The organism is Thiocapsa sp. C2-2m (assembly GCF_041903745.1).
Classification (GTDB): Bacteria; Pseudomonadota; Gammaproteobacteria; order Chromatiales; family Chromatiaceae; genus Thiocapsa; species Thiocapsa roseilacustris.
In genome coordinates this window covers 1-22,502 of record NZ_JBBWVD010000023.1, presented here as the reverse complement: position 1 = coordinate 22,502, position 22,502 = coordinate 1, and the positions used below count along the sequence as shown (strand labels likewise).

At 66.7% G+C, this 22,502-nt stretch carries 19 protein-coding genes; 17 read left to right on the top strand and 2 right to left on the bottom strand.

The window, feature by feature from the left end; translation table 11 throughout:
* The first annotated feature begins 306 nt into the window (after window positions 1–306).
* The 15 genes from AADX97_RS17750 to AADX97_RS17680 all read left to right on the top strand — a co-directional run bounded on the left by AADX97_RS17750 (window position 307) and on the right by AADX97_RS17680 (window position 19,158).
* Window positions 307–1,410, top strand: a complete 1,104-nt coding sequence (locus AADX97_RS17750; protein ID WP_374234919.1) for a glycosyltransferase family 4 protein — start codon at window positions 307–309, stop codon at window positions 1,408–1,410.
* Window positions 1,407–2,417, top strand: coding sequence for a glycosyltransferase family 2 protein (locus AADX97_RS17745; RefSeq protein WP_374234920.1), 1,011 nt, complete (start codon window positions 1,407–1,409; stop codon window positions 2,415–2,417). Before AADX97_RS17750 ends, AADX97_RS17745 begins: the two co-directional genes overlap by 4 nt.
* Before the next feature lie 40 nt (window positions 2,418–2,457).
* Window positions 2,458–3,072 carry an acyltransferase gene (locus AADX97_RS17740; RefSeq protein ID WP_374234921.1) on the top strand — a complete coding sequence of 205 codons (615 nt, stop codon included), beginning with the start codon at window positions 2,458–2,460 and terminating at the stop codon, window positions 3,070–3,072.
* 30 nt (window positions 3,073–3,102) lie between these two features.
* Complete coding sequence (locus AADX97_RS17735; RefSeq protein ID WP_374234922.1) at window positions 3,103–4,479, top strand: O-antigen ligase family protein; 1,377 nt, start codon at window positions 3,103–3,105, stop codon at window positions 4,477–4,479.
* 138 nt (window positions 4,480–4,617) lie between these two features.
* Entirely contained in the window at window positions 4,618–6,273 is a 1,656-nt protein-coding gene (locus tag AADX97_RS17730; protein WP_374234923.1) for a lipopolysaccharide biosynthesis protein, read from the top strand.
* Entirely contained in the window at window positions 6,263–7,792 is a 1,530-nt protein-coding gene (locus AADX97_RS17725) for a hypothetical protein (RefSeq protein ID WP_374234924.1), read from the top strand. Before AADX97_RS17730 ends, AADX97_RS17725 begins: the two co-directional genes overlap by 11 nt.
* A complete protein-coding gene (locus tag AADX97_RS17720; RefSeq protein WP_374234925.1) occupies window positions 7,789–9,111 on the top strand; it encodes a glycosyltransferase family 4 protein in 1,323 nt (440 codons plus the stop codon). The genes AADX97_RS17725 and AADX97_RS17720 overlap by 4 nt, the downstream gene beginning before the upstream one ends.
* Window positions 9,112–9,156: 45 nt before the next feature.
* Entirely contained in the window at window positions 9,157–10,401 is a 1,245-nt protein-coding gene (locus AADX97_RS17715; protein WP_374234926.1) for a glycosyltransferase family 4 protein, read from the top strand.
* Window positions 10,398–12,674, top strand: coding sequence for a hypothetical protein (locus tag AADX97_RS17710; protein ID WP_374234927.1), 2,277 nt, complete (start codon window positions 10,398–10,400; stop codon window positions 12,672–12,674). Before AADX97_RS17715 ends, AADX97_RS17710 begins: the two co-directional genes overlap by 4 nt.
* Window positions 12,671–13,870 (top strand): glycosyltransferase family 2 protein, encoded by a 1,200-nt coding sequence (locus tag AADX97_RS17705; protein WP_374234928.1) that lies wholly within the window; start codon window positions 12,671–12,673, stop codon window positions 13,868–13,870. Before AADX97_RS17710 ends, AADX97_RS17705 begins: the two co-directional genes overlap by 4 nt.
* Before the next feature lie 15 nt (window positions 13,871–13,885).
* Entirely contained in the window at window positions 13,886–14,884 is a 999-nt protein-coding gene (locus AADX97_RS17700; protein WP_374234929.1) for a glycosyltransferase family 2 protein, read from the top strand.
* Window positions 14,885–14,906: 22 nt separating this feature from the next.
* A complete protein-coding gene (locus AADX97_RS17695) occupies window positions 14,907–15,491 on the top strand; it encodes a serine O-acetyltransferase (RefSeq protein WP_374234930.1) in 585 nt (194 codons plus the stop codon).
* A complete protein-coding gene (locus tag AADX97_RS17690) occupies window positions 15,488–16,816 on the top strand; it encodes a WecB/TagA/CpsF family glycosyltransferase (RefSeq protein ID WP_374234931.1) in 1,329 nt (442 codons plus the stop codon). Before AADX97_RS17695 ends, AADX97_RS17690 begins: the two co-directional genes overlap by 4 nt.
* The gene (locus tag AADX97_RS17685) at window positions 16,813–17,556 is read left to right on the top strand and encodes a sugar transferase (protein WP_374234932.1); all 744 of its coding nucleotides are present in this window, start codon (window positions 16,813–16,815) and stop codon (window positions 17,554–17,556) included. Before AADX97_RS17690 ends, AADX97_RS17685 begins: the two co-directional genes overlap by 4 nt.
* A 117-nt stretch (window positions 17,557–17,673) precedes the next feature.
* A complete protein-coding gene (locus tag AADX97_RS17680) occupies window positions 17,674–19,158 on the top strand; it encodes a sugar phosphate nucleotidyltransferase (protein WP_374234933.1) in 1,485 nt (494 codons plus the stop codon).
* On the opposite strand, the gene AADX97_RS17675 is transcribed toward AADX97_RS17680, so the two are convergent.
* On the bottom strand, window positions 19,155–19,667 hold the full coding sequence (locus AADX97_RS17675) for an ATP-binding protein (RefSeq protein ID WP_374234934.1): 513 nt from the start codon (window positions 19,665–19,667) through the stop codon (window positions 19,155–19,157). The genes AADX97_RS17680 and AADX97_RS17675 overlap by 4 nt on opposite strands.
* A gap of 289 nt (window positions 19,668–19,956) precedes the next feature.
* On the opposite strand from AADX97_RS17675, the gene AADX97_RS17670 reads away from it, so the two are divergent.
* Window positions 19,957–20,760, top strand: coding sequence for a transglutaminase family protein (locus AADX97_RS17670; protein ID WP_374234935.1), 804 nt, complete (start codon window positions 19,957–19,959; stop codon window positions 20,758–20,760).
* Window positions 20,757–21,566: an N-formylglutamate amidohydrolase gene (locus tag AADX97_RS17665; protein WP_374234936.1), complete on the top strand. Its 810-nt coding sequence runs from the start codon at window positions 20,757–20,759 to the stop codon at window positions 21,564–21,566. The genes AADX97_RS17670 and AADX97_RS17665 overlap by 4 nt, the downstream gene beginning before the upstream one ends.
* Window positions 21,567–21,652: 86 nt before the next feature.
* Here AADX97_RS17665 and AADX97_RS17660 read toward each other — a convergent pair whose 3' ends face one another.
* Window positions 21,653–22,336, bottom strand: a complete 684-nt coding sequence (locus tag AADX97_RS17660) for an ABC transporter permease (RefSeq protein ID WP_374234937.1) — start codon at window positions 22,334–22,336, stop codon at window positions 21,653–21,655.
* Window positions 22,337–22,502: the final 166 nt, after the last annotated feature.

Genomic DNA, 22,502 nt, shown 5'->3' with positions numbered 1-22,502 from the left:
GTCCGGGTCGGCAACCCGCCGCACGCCGGAACAGACAGCCGGCGTCTCGGTAGACGACTCCCCCCGAGAACCCATCCCCGCCAAGCGACCCGCCGTCGGGCAGGCCTCAGCCCAGAAAGGCGCGCGCTGCGCGTTCTGTTACTATTCCGGGTGCGGATTCCCGGCGCCTCCAATGGCGCCGCCGATCGGCCGTACTCATCGAGTCAGAATCAACCGGACCCGCGAGATGGTCTCGGTCGCGCATGACCGGGGTACGAGCGATGCCGGCCGCCCAGCCCGTGCACGGCGGGGCTCGAATCGATCGCAATGCCGCAGACAACCCCAACCGACATCCCGACCAAGGGGAACGCGATGACGCCGCGGCTCTTGTACGTTCTGCACAGTGGCAACCTCTACGGCACGGAGCGCATGGCACTCGCGACCTTGGAGGGTCTCGGGGCGGATGTCGATCCGCTGCTCTGCGCGCCGCCGGGTCCGGTCCTCGCGGAGTCGCAGCGACGCGGCGTGCCGAGCATCGCCTTCACGAGCCCGTGGGATCTCGCCCGCGTGCTGCGCCGCGAGCTCTCCGCTCACCGCGCGATCTCCTTTGCGGCGACGGCGGTCACCCACTCGCTCCTCTTTGTCGCCCTGAACGCCCTGTATCGGCGTCACGGCATGCACATCCACATGGTGCACGGCGGCACCGACGAGCGCGACAGTTACGGGCGAAAGAAGGTGCTCAACCCGACCGGGGTCCGCTTCGTCGCGGTCTCCGAGTATGTGCGCGAGCGACTTGTCGCCAACGGCGTGCGCGCCGACCGGATCATCGTCATCGAGAATTTTCTCGGCTCGGAGGACGTCGCCGCGCGCCCGCGCCGCCCGTCGTTCGCGATCCCCGGTGTTCGGCGTGTTCTGGTCGTCTCCCGCGTCGATCCGATCAAACGGGTCGATCTCTTGCTGGAGGCGCTCGACCGCCATGCGGGGCCGAGATCACTCGAGTTTCGAATTCTCGGAACGGGCTGGGATCTGGATGCCTTGCGCGAGCGGGCCCGCGCGACCCATTCGAACGTCACCTTCGCCGGTTTCTCCGACGACGTGCCCGGAGAGCTGGCCCGGAGCGATCTCCTGCTGCACCTCTGTCCGGTCGAGCCCTTCGGGCTTGCGATCCTGGAAGCGATGGCCGCGGGGATCCCTGTGCTGGTCCCGGACAGCGGCGGTGCCGGATCCTTGGTCGAGGACGGGATCAGCGGCCTGCGCTTTCGCTCCGACGACGCCGATGACCTGGCTCGCCGCCTCGCGACCTTTCAGACGGCGGACGAGCAGACACTGAACCGACTGGTCGCCGGCGGCGACCTGCAACTGGCGACCCGTTTCTCCGCGGCAGCACGCATCGCCGATTATCGGCGTCTTTTCAAAGGAGTCGCGTCATGAACCCGAATGGATCTGGCTACGCGCTATCGGTCGTGATCATCGGCCGCAACGAGGGGTCGCGTCTCGTACGCTGTATCCGTTCGGCTCAGGCCATGCGCGATATCCGCGGCCCGATCGAGATCATCTATGTCGACTCGGCCTCCAAAGACGGGAGCGCCGAGCGAGCAAGCGCACTCGGCGCCCAGGTCATCGTCGTGCATCCGGAGCGTCCATCCGCGGCGCTCGGGCGCAATGCCGGGTGGCGTGCCGCCCAGGCGCCCGTCGTCCTGTTTCTCGACGGCGACACCATCCTGGATCCGGATTTCGTCGCGAGCGCCCTGCCGCTGCTGAAGGATCCGAACGTCGCCGTCGTCTGGGGACATCGACGCGAGCTGCACCCGGAGGCGTCGATCTACAACCGAGTGCTGGATCTGGATTGGGTCTATCCGCCGGGACCAAGCGAGTTCTGCGGCGGCGATGCGCTCATGCGTCGTGCCGCCTTGGATCGCGTGAACGGGTTCGACGAGCGCCTGATCGCCGGCGAGGAGCCCGAGCTCTGTCAGCGGCTGCGCACGCTAAGCTACCGCATCGAGCATATCGACCAGCCGATGACCCTGCACGACCTGGCGATGACCCGTTGGGAACAGTATTGGCGTCGCGCCGAACGAGCCGGCCATGCCTATGCGGAGGTCGCGTCTCGCTTCCGCGACAGCGACCACCCACTCTGGTCGGCGGAGGTCCGTCGCAATCGAATCCACGCGGCCATCCTGATCCTTGCGGCGCTGGGCGGGATCGTTCTCGCCGTCGTCCAGGTGAGCCTCTGGCCGCTGCTGCTGCCGGTTGCCTTCTACCTGGGCCTGATCGTACGCACCGCGCGTCGGGTGGAGTGGAAGGATCCGAGCCTGGTCACCCGGCTGCTCTACGGGGTGCACTCGCACCTGCAGCAAATCCCGATTTTGATCGGCCAGTTGAGCTACTACCGCGATCGTCGCGCCGGACGCCGAAGACGCCTGATCGAGTATAAGTAGCCCGAATGTCGGTCGCGTACGAGGCATTGGAGGACGCGTCATGAGCAAAGGCATCAAAGGTCTCGCGGTTGCCCTGCTGACTCCCGTCGCCCGATTGCGACGTCGGGCTCTGGAGCCCCTCGGGCGCCTTTGGAGCCATGCACGTCTGCGCGAGCGAATCACGTCCCCGCTGGATACATCGGTGGTGGTGCTCGGCGTCCCTGAAATCCACGGCACCGGCAACATCCGCTTGGGTCGCCAGCTCTATCTCTACCCCGGCATCTACCTCGAGACCCAAGGCGCGGGCGAGATCCGGATCGGCGACGAGGTGGTGATCTCGCGCGGGGTTCATCTCGTCGCCTTCGGTCGGATCCACATCGGCGAGGGCAGCATGATCGGCGAATACAGCAGCATCCGGGACGCCAACCATCGTACCGGAACGGATGGTGCGCTGCGTTGGTCCGGACATGAGAGCCGTCCGATCGAGATCGGGCGCCAGGTCTGGATCGGGCGAGGGGTCACGGTGCTCCCCGGGGTGTCGATCGGCGACGGTGCCGTGATCGGCGCCAACGCCGTCGTCACCCGGGATATCCCGGCCGGCGTGGTCGCGGTCGGGATCCCGGCGCGCGTCGTGAAACCGGCCTCGACCGATCGACCGGTCGAGCCGTCGAGGTAACACCCCTCCTCGCCCGAGCGAGCCGAACCCGTGCTTGCCATCATCGCGCTGATTCCGGGCCTTCTGGCAGCCTGGATCGGACTGACCCGCGGACCCCACGCGGCGTTCCTGACGGTCTATCTCCCGACCATGCTCCTGCTGCCGGAATACTATCGGTGGAACGCGCCCGGGCTGCCGGACCCGACCTTCGGTCAAGCCGCTGCCGTCGGCACGGCCGTCGCCTTCTTCGCGCGCGGAATGCCGGGTTTCCGCTTTCACGCAATGGACCTCCTGGTCTACGGCTTCGCGCTCGCCGCGAGCATCTCGGAATTCCGGGCATCGGGCTACAGCGACGCCCAGAACCTGATGTTCAACATGCTGACCTGGGTGGTACTGCCCTACATCTTCGCAAAGAGCCTAATCGAGCCCGCCGGGCATCGGGTCCAGTTCGCCAAGACCCTGGTGGTCTGTCTCTTCATCATCTCGGCGGTCTCGGTCTACGAGTTTCGCTTCGGCACTACGCCTTGGCGGATGATCCTGGATCCCTTTTTTCCCGGTCAGGCGCGCTGGGTCACGACCTTTCGTTGGGGTTTCGCACGGGTCGCCGGCCCCTACGGTCACGCCATCCTGGCCGGGATCGTGATGGTGATCGGCTACCGGATCCAACGCTGGCTGGAATGGAGCGGCGCCTGGGACCCGAAACCCCGCTTCGCCCCCTGGCTGCCGATCAGTCAGGGCCGACTCATCACGCTCGGAATGCTCGCCGGGGTCATCATGACCATGGTGCGCGGGCCCTGGATGGGGGCCATCCTGGCAGCGATGCTGGTGATGATCGGGCGCTCGCGCCAACGGGTCGCGGCAATCGGTGCCGTCATTGCGTTCCTCGTCTTCGTCGGCATACCCGGTGTGATTTGGTTCCTCGACTATGTCTCGGTCGGGCGCGAGGGCGCGGAAACAGTCGCGCAGGAATCGGCTGCCTACCGCTGGGAGCTCTTGACCGAGTACTCCGAGATAGCCGCCGAGCAGCTCTGGTTCGGATGGGGGCTGACCGCTTGGCCGAAGGTGCCGGGCATGCCCTCGATCGACAACTACTACTTGCTGCTGCTCTTGATGCACGGGCTGATCGCGCTGGCCTGCCTGCTCGCGATCATCCTGATCATGCTGGTGCGCCTGACCGCGCACGGGATGCGCCAACCGCTCGCCGAGCCTCGCGGGAGCTCGCTGGCCTTCACCCTGGCGAGCCTCTACCTGGCGATCGGATTCTCGATCGCCACCGTCTACCTCGGACTGCAGACCGTCCCGCTCCTCTTCCTGATCACCGGCTGGGGCATCGCCTATATGGACTCCGGCGTGGAAGGCATCGGCACCGACACAGCCGCACCGCCCGAGCCGATACCGGCCCATCGGTTCCGCCGAGTCATGACATGAGTCACCTCTCGATGCCGTCTGCATCATGTATTCTTAGGTCCGCAGCCAGGATCGCGTCCGGGCGTCGACTCTGGCGCAGGCCGGATCTCGGGCGACCGATCCAGACCACCGATGCCGTAGCACAGCGAGCGGACAACCATGACGGACAGCGTTGCATCCAAGGACAGCACCTCCGCGGCAGCCCGCAGCGAGCCGCTCGACGCGGGCGGTATGAACCGTCTGGTGAGCCGCAACATCTTCAGCTCGGTCGGCGCCAAACTCCTCTATCTCGTCACGCGCTTCTTTCTCCCGCCGATCATCCTGGCCTATATCAGCCTCGAGGAGTACGGCATCTGGGCGGTGTGCTTCATCCTCATCGGCTATTTGGGGATGAGCGCCTTCGGGGTCTCCAACGTCTACATCCGCTATGTCGCCCAGTATCATGCCCAAGGCGAGGAGCACCGGATCGGCGACCTCCTGTCGACCGGGGTGACGTTGGTCAGCCTCATCGGTGTCGTCGCGCTCGGGCTACTCTGGGTCGGACTGCCGACCCTGATCGAGGCCCTCTCGGTTTCGCCCGAGCTGCAGACCACCGCGTTCGTGCTCATCTTCGGCAGCGCGGCCATCTTCGTGCTCGAGCTGAGCTGGGGCGCCTTTGCCTATGTTCTCACCGGCCTGCAACGTATCGTGCAGCAGAACCAGGTCTGGGTCGGAACCTTTCTGCTCGAGACCCTGCTGGTCGTGGTCTTCTTGGTCGCCGGATTCGGCGTCTATGGCCTGCTGTATGCCTTCGCGATCCGGTATCTGGTGTCGATCAGCGTCAATGTCCTGCTCTGCTTCCGCAACCTCCCGGGCTTGAGGCTCTCGCTGCGGCGCTTCAACCGGGCCGATCTCGCGCTCTTTTACCGCTACGGCGGGATCGTGCAGCTCTCCGGTTTTCTCGGCATGTTCCTACGTTCGATCGAAAAGCTGATCGCGGGGCTCTTCATCAATGTGCAGGCGACCGGACTGTTCGACGTCGCCCAGAAATTCCCGGTGATGGCGACCTCGATCCCGTCGTCCATGAACGCCGTCTTCCTGCCGGCGACCTCCTACATGCACACGCAGGAGCGCCGCGGCGAGCTGCTCGGGCTCTATCTGAAGGGCGCGCGTTACATCAATCTGGTGACCGGCTTTATGATGGGCTTCATGGCTGCTTTCGCCGCGCCATTGATGGTCGCTTGGCTCGGGCCGAATCCGGAATTTGCCCTGGCGCCGCTGATCCTGGCCTGCTTCACGCTGCCCTTCCAGCTCAACGTCCTGACCGGTCCGGCCTCGAACATCTACCGCGGCATGGGCATCCCGGCACGCGAGCTGATCTACCCGCTGTCGCAGCTTGCGCTGGTGATCATCCTGGTCGGCACCGGCTTTCTGATCTTCGGGATCGATGTGGTGGTGATCACCCTGGCCGTGGCAATAGCCATGATCCTGAGTGCGTTGATCTACATGGCCTATACCAACCGGTTCCTGGCGCTGGGCCAGTACCGTTTCATGCGCGACGCCCTCCTGCCCGGTCTCTGGCCCTATCTGACCGGATTTGCCCTCTATCTGCTGGCTCGGCCCTGGGTCGAGTCGGTCAGCGACGATCGTTGGGGCAGCGTCCTGCTGGTTTTGGTCGCCGGCATCGCCTACTGCGCACTCCAGGCGGCCTTCCTGTGGCTCGTTCAACTCGATACGGGCGAAAAGGACTTCGTCGCCGGGAAGGTCAGGGGTTTGGTCGGACGCTTGGGCGGTGCTCGTCGTCAACGCAACAGAGGGCATCCGAATGAGCACTGATCTGCGGGCCTCGGCGCGCGTCGAAGACTATCGGCTCGCGGACTTCAAGCTGCTGCTTCCGCTCGGGCCGGAGATCCGCACCCTGGTTCTCGGCGCGCGAGAGCCGGCTTTTCTCCCCCACCTCGCCGGGGAGCTCGGCATGATCGACCTGGTCGTGGAGCCCCCGCACGACAGATTGCAGGAGACAACGCTCGCGGCGATGGCCGCCCTCGCAGCACCCGAGCGCGTACGCCGAATCGAGGCACCCGAAGGCACCTATGACCTTGTCTTCTCCGACGACATCGCGGCAGGACGTCACCTGCGCCCGGGTGGTGTCCTGTGCCGATTCCTTGGCATGAAGGCCGGCGCGATACCTGCTGGACTGACACCCGTCGGCCGCTGGCGAGCCTATCCGGACTGGCCCGCCTTCCGGGTGCTGATCCCGGACAATCCCGCCGGCTGGCGGGCCGCCGCGCGCGACCTTCGGCTCTTCCCGTCGCGCTCCGCGACAGGCCTGCGCGCTCGGCTGTCCCCAGGCGCGGCGGCGCGGCTTCTGCCCGAGCAAGGGATTGCGCTCTACTGTCGCGACGGAGGCGAGCCGAACCGAACACTGCTCGCCGCCCTGCGCGGGACACTGGCATCCATCGGAGACGACGCTATCCGCTCGACGCCCCCTGAGCGCTGGTTGTTGGCCTCGGGTCGCCTCGGGCCGGGCAACCCGATCCTGGCCTTCGGCCTGGACGAGGACGGACGTCCTCAACGCCTGATCAAGGCCGCACGCTTTGCGGGCGGCCAGCACCTGCATGCCGAGGCCGAGCAGCTCGATCGTATCGAGCAGGCACTGGGGCCGACCGAAGCCGCCCGCGTCATCCGCCCGACCGACTCCGCCGTGGTGGCCGGGCGCTGGGCACTCGCCTACACCTACGAGCCCACTCACCCCTTTTTCGGGATCCGCTGGCGTCTGCGGGGCCGCGCGCGATTGTGTCGTGCCATGGCCGACTGGTTGGCGGCGATCGGACTCACAACCCGACAACAGCCCGAGCGGGCGAGCATCGAGGCCCGTCACGTCGCACCCCTGCAACGCTTGATTGCACGGCGCATCTTGCCCCGCAGCGTCCAGCACAGGGCCGAGGCCGCACTCGATGACCTGCAGCGGCTCGCGTCGTCTCTTCCGATGGTCCTCGAGCACGGTGATCTCGGCATCTACAACATCCGTCTGACGCGCGCCGACGGCTCGGATTTTCGTGTGCTCGACTGGGGCTCCTCGACCTTCGAAGGCATCCCGCTCGGCGACCTCGCCTACCTGCTCTGCTCCGCTCGCGCCCCGAAGGCGCTGGCACGCCGCTGTCTGGGCGACTATCTCGTGCGCATGCGAATTCCCACCGGCGAGGCCCCGGCGTTGTGGTTCAGCTATCTCGCTCGACGCTGGGAAGAGCTCGACGGCATCCGACCGCCGGTCCCCGGCGACCCGACCTCCGGCGGCGGGCTCCTGCTGCCGATTGAAGGTCGTGTCGCATCTTACCTCAGTGGCTTGACATGAAGACGCTTCCGCGTGCGGTACAAGGACCGCGTTTACTCCTGTCCGCCTACCAATGCGGCCCCGGCATGGGCTCGGTCTCCCAGATCGGCTGGCACTGGTACAGCCGGCTCGCCCGGAGGCTGCCGACCACCTTGCTCACCCATGTCCGCAACCGTCCCGCCATCGAGGCAGCCGGTGGGCCGGTGGGCGAGGGCCGCATCCTCTATGTCGACACCGAGTGGTTTGCCGGCCCGCTCTATCGGGTCGCCTCGCGGATTTTCCCCAAGAGCGAGCATGCCGTCTTCCTGGTCTCCTCGCTGGATTTCTATGTCTACGACCGCGAGGCGCTGCGCATTGCCCGGGCCGAGTCACGGGACGGCATGCCCTGGGACATCGTGCATGCCCCGACCCCGGTCTCCCCGCTCGCGGCCACGCGCCTCCACCGCCTGGGCCTGCCGGTCGTGCTTGGACCCTGGAACGGCAACCTGGGTCTGCCGCCCGGTTTCCGCGACATCCTCCGCGCGGACTCGGCCTGGCTCTACCCGGTGCGCCATCTCGGGCGGGTCGTCGATGCACTGGCCGGCGGGACCCGTCATGCGGCGGCCATCCTGACTGCGACGCGCTCCACAGTCGCCGGCATCCCGCGCCGCTATCATCGCCTCTGTCTGCCCGTGCTGGAGAACGGGGTGGAGCTCGAGACCTTCCCGGCCGCGCCCTGGCCGACCGCGCCGGGCGTGGCGGGCGAGCCGTTGCGGCTGGTCTTCGTCGGACGTTTGGTGCCCTTCAAAGGGGTTGGCATGTTGCTCGACGCGGTGGCGCGACTTGCCCCCGAAATGCCGATCCGGCTCTGCATCGTCGGGGAGGGTCCCTTGTCGGGCGAGTGGCGCGAGCAGGCCACGCGCCTCGGGCTCGGCGAGCAAGTGCGTTTCACCGGCAACCTCCCGCCTCCCGAGGTGGCGGCAGAGATCCGCGCGGCACATGTCTTCTGTTTACCCTCGGTGCGCGAGTCCGGCGGTGCGGTGCTCCTGGAGGCCATGGCCTGCGCCCGTCCGGTGATCGCCGTGGACTTCGGCGGGCCGGCGGAGATCATCGACCCGGAGGTCGGTCTGGCCCTGCCGCCGAGCGGACCCGATGCGGTCGTCGAGGGGTTCGTGGCCGCGCTGCGCGACCTGGTCCGCAACCCCGATGTCTGGCGACAGCGCGGGGAAGCCGGACGCCGCCGGTCCGAAGAACGTTATGCCTGGGACGCGAAGGTGGACTCGACCATCGAGCTGTATCGGGATCTGCTCGCGGACCCGGTCGCGGCCCGCAACCGGCGCCGGACCAGCGCCGGCTCATGAGCCACGGCAGACCTTAGCACTCTCGAATCGCCAAGGACGCAACACATGAACGACAACGCACGCACGCCTCTCGCGCTCGCCTACCTGGTCAGTCAATACCCGGCGGCCTCGCACACCTTTATCCTGCGCGAGGTTCGCCGTCTGCGCGAGCTCGGCATCCGTATCGACGTCGCCTCGATCAATAGCCCGGATCGCCCTGCCGAGTCCCTGGCCGAGGAGGAGCGCGAAGAGGCGGCGACGACCTATTACGTCAAGGCGGACGGCGTGCGCGGGGCGCTGCGTGCGCATTGGGCGACCCTGCGCGCGCGCCCCGCAGCCTATGCCAAGGGCCTGCTCTTTGCCCTGAGACTCGGCGGCACCGATATCCGGAAGCTCATCTACAGCCTCTTCTATTTCGTCGAGGCCGTCATGATCGGGCATTGGCTGACCGGACGGGGGCTCGGTCATCTGCATGTCCATTTTGCGACCCCGGCCGCGACCGTGGGGCTGATCGCCGGACGGATCTTCCCGATCGGATTCTCGATGTCGGTCCATGGTCCGGACGAGTTCTACGACGCCCCCGGCTACCGCTTGGCCGAAAAGGTCGAGGGTGCCGCCTTCATCTGCTGCATCGGTTATTACTGTCGCAGTCAGCTCATGAAGCTCTCCCCACCCGCGCACTGGTCCAAGCTCGAGATCGCTCCGCTCGGGGTCGACCCGAACGCCTTCAGCCCGCGGCCTTTTCGCGAGCATCCGGCGCCCTTCCAGATCCTGTGCGTCGGGCGCCTGGTCCCGGCCAAAGGGCAGCACATCCTCGTCGATACGGTCGCGGCCTTGGTAGACGCGGGTCATGATGTGCGCCTACGCCTGGTCGGCGGAGGTCCCGACCGTGAGTCGCTCGAGGCGCAGGTGCGCCGGCTCGGGCTGGAGGATCGCGTACTCTTCGAGGGGGTCGTCAACCAGGATCGCATCCGTGCCGTCTATGCCGAGGCCGACTGTTTCGCGCTGGCAAGCTTCGCAGAAGGCATCCCGGTCGTCCTGATGGAGGCGATGGCGATGGAGATCCCCTGCGTGACCACCTTCATCACCGGGCATCCCGAGCTGATCCGCGACGGGGTCGACGGCGTTCTGGTCGCACCCTCGGACGAGACCGCACTGGCCGAGGCGATCGCGGGTCTGATCGCGGATCCCGAGCGTCGCCGCCGACTCGGCGAGGCCGGACGCCGACGGGTCATCGAGAAGTACGACCTCGAGAGCAACACACGACGCCTGGCGGACATCCTGCAACGCCGCCTGGGAGAGACGCCATGACGCATCTCCGATCGCTGATCGCGGTCGCACTGGCCGCCCTGATCGCCGGGACCGGCGTGGCCCGGAGCGATCCCCTGCCCGAGACACCGACCGATCTGCGGATCCCGCGCGCTGCCCCCGTCTCGGTCGAGGCCCATGTCGAGGCCACACCCCTGGTTGGGGACGTCGAGCGCATCGGGATGAATCTCGGTCATTCAACCTACTGGGGCGCGGAGCAGCTCCGGCGCAATGTGCTTGGTAATCCGGGCTTCGAGGGCATCATCGATCGCGCATTGGTGCGGGTTGCCTACGCCGATCACGACCGCTTCAGCGACGATCAGACCTGGCTCGCCCGCGAGGACGGTTTCTGGTCCGGCGCCACTTACGAGATCCTGACCGGTGCCGCGGCCGGTGTACAGGGAACACTCTTCGACTCACGCGGCGTGGGCCGCCACGGTCTTCCGGAGCTGATCACCGACGGGCTCGACGATCGACTCGCCCCCGGAGATATCGTCGCTTTGACACGCATTCGCGACGATCTTCCGCCGACACACTGGTGGCTGCCCGACACCACCAAGGGGCGCGTTCAGGTCGACGCCACACTGACCGCCCCGACGAGTCCCGGCCGGCGCTCGCTGGCCCTCACACCCCTGTCCGGAGCGACCTTGCGCCTAAGCAGCCATCTCGACACCATCGGGACGCGTGCCGGAAAGCTCCTCCCGGTCGAGGGTCTCTGGCTGTTCTCGCTCTGGATCCACGCCGAGACCGGCGATCCGCCGCAGGTGCGCATCCTCTTTCGGCGTCACGGCTCGGCGCCCTTTCTCGACCTGACACTGCGCCCGGAGCCGGGCTGGCAGCGCATCGAGCAAAGATTCGAAGCCGCGGACACGGGACCGATCGGTGCATTGGAACTCGCCATCGAGGTCGGTGGTCCGGGACAGATCCATCTCGACGACGCCTGGCTCGGCCCGATCGCGGCGGAGAACGATATGGCTACGGAAGCCGGCGGCCCCGCAGCCCCGGCCACGAGTGCCTTCCGCCCCGAAGTCATCGCTGCCCTGATGCATCTTCGCCCCGGCTATCTGCGTGACTGGCAGGGCCAGCTCGGCGACACGCTCGACAACCGCCTAGCCGAGCCGCATGCTCGGCGCGCGAGCCGGTATCGTCCGGGCAACAGTGCCGAGTACGGCTACGGCCTACCCGAGTTTCTCGACCTCAGTCGTGCAGTCGGGGCTAACCCCTGGCTGGTCATGCCCACGACCTTCACGACCGACGAGGCGCGGCGTCTCGGTGCCTGGCTCGCCGAGCGCATCGAAGCCAACGGGCTCGCGGAGGTTCTGGTCGAATTCGGCAACGAAAACTGGAACGCCATCTTCCGCCCGGCCGGGATCCAGGATGCAGACCACCACGGCGCCGCCGCCGACCGACTCTTCAAGGCGCTCGAAGAGGGTGCGGGCAACCACCCGGCACTGCGCCACGTCGTCAACGCCCAACACGCCAACCCCTACGCGGCGATCAAGGTCGCCGCGGCCAGCACAAAGGCCGACATCCTCGCCGTCGCTCCCTACATGCTGTCGCGCTTGGATGCGGCCGATCTGGATCGGGCGCTTGAGCTGTTGTTCGCGGATGACGGCGGACGTCTGAGGGAGATCGTCGCCGGACAACCCGCCGAGCAGGAACTGGCCGTCTACGAGGTCAACCTGCACACGACACGCGGGGACGCCGCCGACGACGATCGCGCGGCGATCGTCACGGGCGCAGCCTCCGGTCCTGCCCTGGCCAAACGGTTGCTCGAAGCCATGGCATCGGGCGCGCGGCGCCAGTGCGTCTATACCCTCGCTGGCTTCGACACCCGCGTCGAAGATACCTCAAGTCTGGTCCCGCTGTTCGGCGTCACGCGCGACCTGACCCGCGGCGATCGACTGCGCCCGACCGGATGGGCGGTCGCCTTGCTCAATCAGGTCATCGGAGGAGAGCTCCACCGGGCATCCATGACCGACGAGGACGGCGGATTGCTCGTCGCACCCTTCCGAGGCCCGCATGGCTGGTCTGTCGCGATCGTCTCCGACGCCCCCGAGCCCCGACGCCTGACGCTGCGCTTTCCCGATACGCAGTTCCCGAGACCGACCCGCGGGCACGTCCTGGATGCCTCCGAGCCCTTCAAGGGCAACGAGACCGCCGACGAGGTCCGACCGCAACCCCTTGCCGTGCGGCCGATCGGTAAGGACCGGATCCGGGTCACGGTTCCGGCTTACAGCCTGGTCGTCCTGGGCCCGGCGGAGGTGCTGCCGTGATCAACGAGGCCCTCTGGCCATGGATGCTGCTCGGCATCCTGCTCGCCCTGCCGAGCCTGCCAGGCACGATCGAGCTGCTGCTCCTGACGCTCGGCGGAATCCTCCCGCCGCGGCGCGAAACGGATCCGAAGTCGACGACGCCCATCGGACGCATCGCCATCCTGGTCCCGGCCCATGACGAAGCCGAGGGCATTGCGCACACCGTCGCATCGCTGCGCGCCTGCGACCCGGGCGATGCGGGTTTCGAGGTCGTGGTCATCGCCGACAACTGCAGCGACGACACCGCCGCGCTGGCGCGCTCCGCCGGGGCGCGCGTCCTGGAGCGTCGCGACCCGCAGCGTCGCGGCAAGGGCTATGCGCTCGACTTCGCCTTCGCCATCCTGCTGGCCGAGCCCTTCGATGCATTCATCGTCGTCGATGCCGACACCTGGGTCGCGCCGAATCTGGTGACCGAGCAGCGGCGACTGATGCGCCGCGGCGCCGCGGCAGTCCAGTGCGGCTATCGGATCAACAACCCGGAGGCCAGCCTGCGAGCGCGCCTGATGGGTATCGCTTGGATGGCCTTCAACGTGCTGCGGCTGCGCGGGCGCGAGCGCTGGGCGCTCTCGGTCGGCATCCTCGGCAACGGATTCGGGCTGACCCGCGAGACCCTCGCGGCCGTACCCTACGAGGCGACCAGCGTCGTGGAGGACCTGGAATATCACCTGCGCCTGGTCGCCAGCGGTCGGCGGGTGGTCTACGCCGCGGCGACCGACGTTCGGACCGACGCGCCCATGACCCGGGGCGGCGGGGCCAGCCAGCGCGCACGCTGGGAAGGCGGACGCTTCCGGATGATCATCGACTGGTCGCCTCGGCTGCTCGGACGCATTCTTGCGGGCGAGCGGCGCCTGACCGAGCCGCTGCTCGAGCTCCTGCTGCTGCCGCTGGCCTTCCATGTTCTGCTGCTGCTCCCGGCCCTGCTTCCTCCGTTCGGACCGACGCGTGCCTACGCCCTGCTCGGCCTGATGCTGGTCGGGGTGCATGTGGTTGCGGCGATTCGTATCGGGGGCGGCGGTTGGCGCGATCTGCTTGCCCTGGCGACGGCACCCTTTTACATCCTCTGGAAGCTCACCATCCTGCGCGCCATCGGACGGGCCTCCCGAACCGATGCCGCCTGGGTGCGCACCGAGCGCAACGACACCGAGCAGAAGGATTAAGGGGGAGCCATGCCGATGTCCGATTCAACCACACCCGACGTCTCGGTCGTCATCGTCTCCTTCAACACCCGCGACCTGCTCGTGGACTGTATCGAGACACTGATCGCCGAGGCCGGCACGGTCAGCTACGAGATCATCGTGGTCGACAACGCCTCGCGCGACGGCTCGGCGGACCGGGTCGCCGAGCGCTTCCCGCAGGCGACCCTGATCCGCAGCGCGACCAATCTCGGCTTCGCGGCGGCCAACAACCTGGGGTTCAAGTCGGCGCACGGGCGCTATCTGGTCCTGCTCAATTCCGATGCCTTCCTCGAACCGGGTGCGCTGGAGCGTGCGGTGCGCTACATGGATGAAGACCCGGGGATCGGTCTGGGCGGGGCGCGGCTGATCGGGCGAGACGGCGAATGGCAGCCCTCGGCCAGGATGTTTCCGTCCTTGCTCATCGAGCTCCTGACGCTCTCCGGGCTGGCGGCACGCTTCCCGCGCAGCCGCTTCTTCGGTCGGTTCGACCGCACCTGGGCGGACCCGATGGAACCCGCGGACATCGACTGGGTTCCGGGCGCCTTCTCGATCGTCCGCCGCGACCTGCTGGCCCGCATCGGCGATTTCGACGAGTCGTTCTTTCTCTATTACGAAGAGGTCGATCTGTGCCGACGGATCCGCGCAGCGGGCCTGCGGATCCGTTATTGGCCGGATGTGGTGGTGGTCCATATCGGCGGCGAGTCCTCGCGCACCCATGGGGACCTGGACATGAGCGCCGCCGGCAAAGGTGCACAGCTCACACTCTGGCGGATGCGCAGCGGTCTGCTCTACTATCGCAAGCACCACGGCTGGCTCGGCGCTTGGGCGGTGCGTCAACTGGAGGCGAGCTGGCATCGGATTCGCGCCTGGCGCAACCGCGGCGGCGACCCGCAGCGCAGCGCCAAGCGCGCCGAGTCATCGGCGATCGTCGCGCTGCTCGATCGGGCCTGGCGCGAGACGGCCGGCGGACGTCGATCGCCGCCGAGACCCTGGTAAGCATCGAGTCGGGATCAAATCCATGTTCGAGAACATCCGTGAAGACTGGCAGACCTACGAACGCGACTGGGCGCGCCAAGGGTTCTGGGTCATGCTCGTCTATCGCTTCGGGCGCTGGCGCTACCGGATCGAGAACCGCGTCTTGCGCTGGCCGTTCTCGTTCCTCTACAAGCTCCTCAAGGTGCTCTCCCAGATCATGACCGGGATCGATCTGCCCTGCGAGGTGCGGGTCGGCCGGCGCTTCCTGATCGAGCATTTCGGCGGCATCATCATCAGCGGCGACGCCGTCTTCGGCGACGACTGTGTCGTACGCAACGGGGTGACGGTGGGTCTTCGGCATCGTGGGGTTCGCGGAGCACCCGTGATCGGCGACCGGGTCGACATCGGGGCCGGCGCCAAGGTGCTCGGCCCGATCCGCATCGGCAACGATGTTGCGATCGGGGCCAATGCCGTGGTGATTCAGGACGTCCCCGACGGCTGCCTTGCGGTCGGGGTCCCGGCCCGGATCATTGCCCGCAGCGATGCGACATCGGTCCGCGCCCCGGTCGGTGCAGAGATCTCGTCCGGGAAGGACTCCCGCTCCGAAGCCGGGGCGACGACATCGTGAAGCGCAAATCCGACTTGAAGATCCCGGGTCCGCTCGGCCGCCGTCAACGGCCGTGGCGCGCACTCTGGCTGCGGAGTCTCTTGCCGCCGCTCAACGTCCTCGGGGTTGTCCTCTCGCGGGCACTCGACCTGACGCTCGCGTTGTTGCTCTTGGTGCTACTCGCTCCGCTGCTGTTGCTGCGCGGCGCGGTGGCGCACGCGCGCGAGGGTCGAATCTTCGACCGCGAGCCTTTGGTCGGGCGTTTCCGCGCACCCTTCGAGCGGCTTTACTTCGCCGGGCCGACGCCGGGGCGCGGTCTTGCGGTGCTGCTGAATATCCTGCGCGGGGACTTGGCCGTCGCCGGACCACGCCCCATGACTGGACGCGAGGCAGCGCAGGTCGATGTCGAGGCGGCCGTGCGGTTCACGGTCAGACCCGGTTACTTTTCCCCCTATCGGCTCAAGAGCCGCACCGGTGTTGCCTATGCACCGGAGACGCAGATCGACAGGGACTACGCATACGGGCAAAGCGCGCGGGGCGACGCCGGCTTGGTGGTCCGTTCCCTGATCGGGGAGGTTCTCGGCGGAGGCGAGGCGCCCACGCCTCCGCTGCTTGAGTTCTTCGGTGTCCCGATCGTCAACACCACCATGCCCGAGGCGGTGGACTGGATCGCGGCGCGCGCCCGCGCCGGGGATCCCGCGTTGCTGGCCTTCGTCAACCCGGATTGCCTCAACATCGCCTATGTCGATGCCGAGTATCGTCGGATCCTGCTCGACGCCGCGCGCGTCCTGCCCGACGGGATCGGAATCCACATCGGCTGTCGGATGCTCGGGGTCGCCCTGCAGGCCAACGTCAACGGCACCGACCTCTTCCCGCAGCTGTGCGAGCGGGCCGCGCAGACGGGCCTCGGCCTGTTCCTGCTCGGCGCGCGCCCGGGGATCGCCGATGCGGTGGCGGCGAACATGCAGGCGCAGTTTCCGGGTCTGCGCATCGACGGGGTTCAAGACGGCTATTTCGACCCGGCCGACGAGGACGCCGTCATCGACAGGATCAACGCCTCGGGCGCCGCGATCCTGTTGGTTGCCTTCGGGGTGCCCCGTCAGGAGAAATGGCTCGCGCGCAACCAGGAGCGCCTGACGCTGCCGGTGCGCATGGGGGTCGGCGGTCTGTTCGACTTCTACTCGGGCCGCATCCCCCGGGCGCCGGTGTGGATGCGCGAGATCGGGCTCGAATGGACCTGGCGGCTGATGCAGGAGCCCGGGCGAATGTGGCGACGCTATGTGATCGGCAACCCCTTATTCCTTTACCGCGTCTGGCGACAGGCGCGCGGCGGGGAGACCTCATGACGAGCAGCGACGAACGACCGAGCCAAACCTCGATGGAAGAGCTGCTGCTGCGCCGCTACAGCCGCGCCGGTCAACCCGCGTGGGTGATCCGATTGCGCATCGGCGCCAAGCGGCTCGCCTGGGTGGCGGTCGTACGCTCGGCCTATCTGCTCAAGCGCGCCCTGGATATCCTGCTGGCCGGCCCCTTGTTCATCCTGCTGTTGCCGATCTTCGGGCTGCTGGTGCTGGCGATCCGGCTCGAATCACCCGGACCGGCGCTGTTTAAGCAGACACGCGTCGGGCGCTGGGGTCAGATCTTCACCATGTACAAGTTCCGCTCCATGTACATGGATGCCGAGGCGCGCAAGGCCGAGCTGCTCGCGGACAACGAGATGTCCGGCGGGGTCACCTTCAAGATGCAGCGCGACCCGCGCATCACCCGCATCGGCCGGTTCATCCGCAAGGCATCGATCGACGAGCTGCCGCAGTTGTGGAACGTGATCAAGGGCGATATGTCGCTGGTCGGCCCGCGCCCGCCGGTCCCGGCGGAGGTCGACGAATACTCGCTCTCCGACCGGCGGCGCCTGGAGGTCACGCCCGGCATCACCTGTATTTGGCAGGTCTCGGGGCGATCCGATATCCCCTTCCCCGAGCAAGTCGAGCTGGATGTTCGCTATATCGAATCACAGTCCCTGTGGACCGACATCAAACTCCTCTGGCAGACGGTGCCTGCCGTGTTGTTCGGACGGGGCGCCTACTAATTCAGTCCCGGACATGACAGGTACCCGTCTCGCGTCGGCACGACCTCGAAGACCTCGACGATCGTCGCAGCCGACGCCCTTCAGACCTTCTCGAATCCTTTTTCTTGGGTGATCGTTATGGACCAGGCCGTCCTCTTTGCCGACCGTCTCGGCGCCGAGCTCACACCGCTGACCGAGCGCACCAGCGTCGCGCTCTTGCCGGTCGCCGGCAAACCGATGATCGAGCACGCCTTGGAGTCGCTCGCCAAGGCCGGCATCCGACGGATTCTGGTCGTGGTCTCGCCCTTTGCCGACGAGATCCAGCGGGTGATCGGCGACGGAACACGCTGGGGCCTACGCCTGACCTATACCCTGACCCGCGGCGAAGAGGATCCGACCGCGGTGGTTGATCGACTCGGTACGCGTCTGGATGGACCCCTCGTCGCGCTGCGCGGCGACCTGATCCATGGGTTCGATATCGCCGCCTGGATCTCCGCAGCCCGGGAGACCCCCGGCGATTCCGTTTGGGCCGATGCCGACGGCGTATCCGCGGCCTGCGGGATCCATCGCGCGGGCGCGATCGACCTGACCCCGCTGTCGTGGCCGCCGACCGGCCGAGGGGCGGCGGCTCCGCAAACCGCCTGGATCCCCGTCGCGGCCGAGCAGGTTCGCACCGTGCAGAGTCTCGCCGAGTATCACCGGGTCAACCTGGATGCGGTTGCGAAACACCTGCCCGGTCTCATCCTGCCCGGCCGACAGGCCGCCTTGGGGTTGACCCTGGGGCGCGGATCGCGCGTCTCGCCGCGCTCGCTGAAACAGGGCGTCTGCCTGGTCGGAGCCCGCTGTCGGATCGCACCCGATGCCGAGCTGACGGGCGAGGTCGTGATCAGCGACGACGTGATCGTCGATCGGCGTGCGACCATCAACTCAAGCGTGATCCTGCCGCACACCTATGTCGGCGAGCTGGTGGAGATCACCAATGCGATCGTCAGTGCCAACACCATGATTCGAGTGGACTCGGGCGCCGTCCTTCAGGTGACCGATGCCTGCCTCTTGGCCGATCTCGAGCAGGCGACGCTGAGCGGCGGGATCGCCGACCCCGTCCACCGTCTGCTCGGAATTCTGGGCCTGATCCTGTCGGTTCCGCTCTGGCCGATCGCCGCGCTCGCCGCGCTACCCAATCGGGAGCGCGGATGGCTCGAGCCGGTCTTGCTGCGCGGCAACAAACGCGAGGTCGATGCACTGGGTCAGATCAAGCGGCGCGACTTCGTCGCACGGGAGTGGAATACGCGCGTACCGATTCTGCGCGGGCTCCCGCGGCTGCTCGCCGTCGTTTCGGGCGATCTCAGACTCGTCGGCGTAACGCCCCTCTCCCCCGAGGAGTCGGACGGACTCCAGGAGGATTGGGAGCAAACCCGGGAGCAAGCGCCGGCCGGGCTGATCGGCCCGACCCAACTCGAGGTGCCGGCTGATGCCCCGTTGGAGGAAAAACTCATGAGCGACGTCTTCTACGCCCGTCAGAGACGCGCCGGGCGTGATGTCGTCTATCTGCTCAGAGGATTGCTCGCCATTCTGCGACCGAGCAACTGGCTGCCGGCGTCGCGGACCGCGCCTCTCGACTAAGACTGCGTCTCGGGCCGCGGTGTGGTCATGGACAGACAGGCGTAGTCGCCGTCGGCCTCTACCCTGCAGCTCGACATGATGGCCTTGATGATCCGGATGCCGCGGCCGCGCGACTCGCAATCGAGTGCGTCCAGTCCGCTCGGCAGATCGTCGAACCCGGTCGGGGTCTGCGCGATCAACCCGGCATCGAGCGGCACGCCGCGTTGACAGACCCGCACACGCAGGCGTGCGGCATCCACGTCCACCATGATGCGAACCTCGTGCCCGGGTCGGTTGCCGTAGGCATGCTCGACGGCATTGACGAATGCCTCGTAGACGCAGAGCTCGATTCGCGCGATCTCGACATCGCCGAAACCCAAATCGGCGCAGAATTCCCGAACCTGCGTCGCCGCCTCATGAACCGCTTCGAGATCGCTGTCGAAGAGCCAGGTCTCGGCATCCTTCGACCCACGTTGACCGAACGGCGCATCGATCGGCTCGGACAGGCCCGCAGCCGTCGACGCACTCACTTCATCAACCTTCGCATCGCGATGCCTGCGCTTCATAGAATTGCCCTGTTCAAGGAGCTCACATTGACGACCAGTGTAGCGGCTTTCCGTATGACGCGTCTCGGTCATCTATCGGGATGCCGAAGGGGCCGACCGGTATTGCGGTCCTCGCGTGCGCAGTCGTTGCCGGATGGCCGATGAACGCGCCTGTTCGGTGCTATGCTGGACTCGCTCTTAACCGATCACATACGCCGACCGAAGGTCCGCGCTCACAGACAATCCCGGGGCTTACCCCGGCGGGAGGTTCAGGATGCAGATCCGAATCGGATACGAGATGGTCTTCGAGTGTCCCCAGCCGACACCCATGATCCTGACGCTGAACGTCCATTTCAGCAGGGTCTCCGATATGGTCCGGGCCGACCCCATCGTCACCCGCCCGTCGGTGCCCATGACCGCCTACCGCGACGGCTTCGGCAACTGGTGCACCCGCATCGTGGCACCCGCGGGCGAGATCCGCATCTCCGCCGATGCGCTCGTCATGGACAACGGTCTTCCGGACCCGATTCACGCGGAGGCGATGCAGCACGCGGTCGAGGATCTGCCCGGGGAGACCCTGGTCTATCTACTGGGAAGCCGCTATTGCGAAACCGATCGGCTCTCCGAGATCGCCTGGAAGCGCTTCTCGCAGACGCCCCCGGGCTGGGCGCGGGTCCAGGCGATCTGCGACTTCGTCCATGGCCATATCGAGTTCGGGTACCAGCATGCGCGTGCGACCAAGACCGCGCTCGAGGCTTACAACGAGCGCAAGGGTGTGTGTCGTGACTACACCCATCTGGCGATCGCCTTCTGCCGCTGCATGAACATCCCGGCGCGCTACTGCACTGGCTATCTCGGCGACATCGGCGTGCCCGCCTCGCCGGACCCGATGGACTTCTCGGCCTGGATGGAGGTCTATCTCGGCGGGCGCTGGCACACCTTCGATCCTCGCAACAAGATCCCGCGCATCGGTCGAATCCTGATCGCGCAGGGCCGGGATGCGGCCGATGTCGCCATCAGCAATGCCTTCGGGCCGAATGTGTTGAAGAGCTTCAAAGTCTGGACCGACGAGGTATGAGCGCAGCGCCTCGGGGCTGGCCGGCGGGGTTGTTGGACCCTGAGGAGCCGCCGGCCTTCGAGATCGTCAATGCGCAGGGCGCCGGCAGCGCCGTCCTGGTCTGCGACCATGCCTCGAACCGGGTCCCACGTCGACTGGGCACACTCGGTCTGGCGCCCGAGCAGTTGGCGGATCATATCGGTTGGGATCCAGGTGCGGCCGAATTGGCGCTGCGACTCTCGGCACAGCTCGACGCACCCTTGGTGTCGAGCGGCTACTCGCGGCTGGTGATCGACTGCAACCGGCCGCTCTCCAACGCGGCATCGATTGCGGAGCAGAGTGCCGGCATATCCATCCCGGGCAATCTCGAGCTCACCACGCAGGCGCGAGCGCTCCGGGTCGAGACCCTCTTCCGGCCTTACCACGAGGCCATCGATCGGCTAATCGACGCCCGCTCGAGCCGCCCGAGCCTCTTGCTCAGTATCCACAGTTTCACACCGGCCCTGAACGGCGAACAACGACCCTGGCCCGTCGGGGTCTCGCACTGGCGCGACCGCCGCTTCGCGGCACTCCTGTCGAAGGCGCTCGCCCTCCGCGTAGATGGCATCGTCGGAGACAATAAGCCCTACCCGATCGAGGAGGCCGTCGATTACACGGTTCCGGTTCATGGCGAAGGTCGCGGGCTGCACGCCGTCATGATCGAGATCCGCAACGACGGGCTTCGCACGACGGCGCAGATCGACACTTGGGCGGAGCACCTAGCGGCGGCCTATCGCGAGATCGAGGCCGAGGCGGTCAACCTCGGCAGGTCGAGGGCAGATATCTGACGGGTACGCCGTCCCTTCGTGGCGCGGAGCAGGTCCAGATCGCTTGACCTGACGGACTGAAATCGGCACGCACGTAGAGAACCTTGTCATCGACGGGATCGAAGCCGTACCTGATGCGAATCTCTTGCTCCCTGTTGTTCCACCAGATCCGCTTGACATAGGCGCCGGATGCGCATGATCACCAGGAAGAAGGGGATGTTCATGTGGTCGATGCTGGGCACGATCGCCGCGAAGAGCAGACCCAGGGTCGCGAACGCCAGCGAGGCGAGAAACAGCAACGGTAGGGCGAGCAAGGCGCCGGTCCAATTGAGATCCAGCCACCCGACCAGGGTGAAACCCGCCAACACCAGCGTGACGATGAGGGCATAGGCGGTCCCCAAGGTCGCGGCCCAGAGGAGCTCGCCCCAAACCACATGCTCCAACCGGATCTGGGTGATCAACTGGCCTTCCCAGGTCTTCTGGTAGTGCATCCGGATGTAGGCAGCAAAGAGCGCTTGGAAGAAGGCCGTCATGAAGGCCGTGTAGGCGAGCATGCCAGGGGCAAGATACGCGAGATAGGTGATCGACTGCTCACGCCAGGCGAAATTGGGGATGAAGGCACCCAGCCCGAACCCGAACGCCAGGAGCAGGATGATCGGCTCGAGCAAAGGCGGCAGCGCCGCGGTGTGCCAGTTGCGCAAGTAGACGCTGAGATGCCGGCCCAAGACCGCCCGGCTCTGCCACTGAAAGACGGCGAGACAGCAGGAGAGGGTGGGGGCACGGCGGCTCATTCCTGCTCCGAAAACTTCATGAAGAGGTCGTCGAGCGACGGGCTGTGCGTATTCCGGCCCAATCCGGCCACCCAATCTGATTTAAAGCGGCCACCCATTCTGGTTCAAACCGGCCACTCGTTCCGGTTCAAAGCGGCCACCGATTCCGGCGCAAAGCGGCCACCGA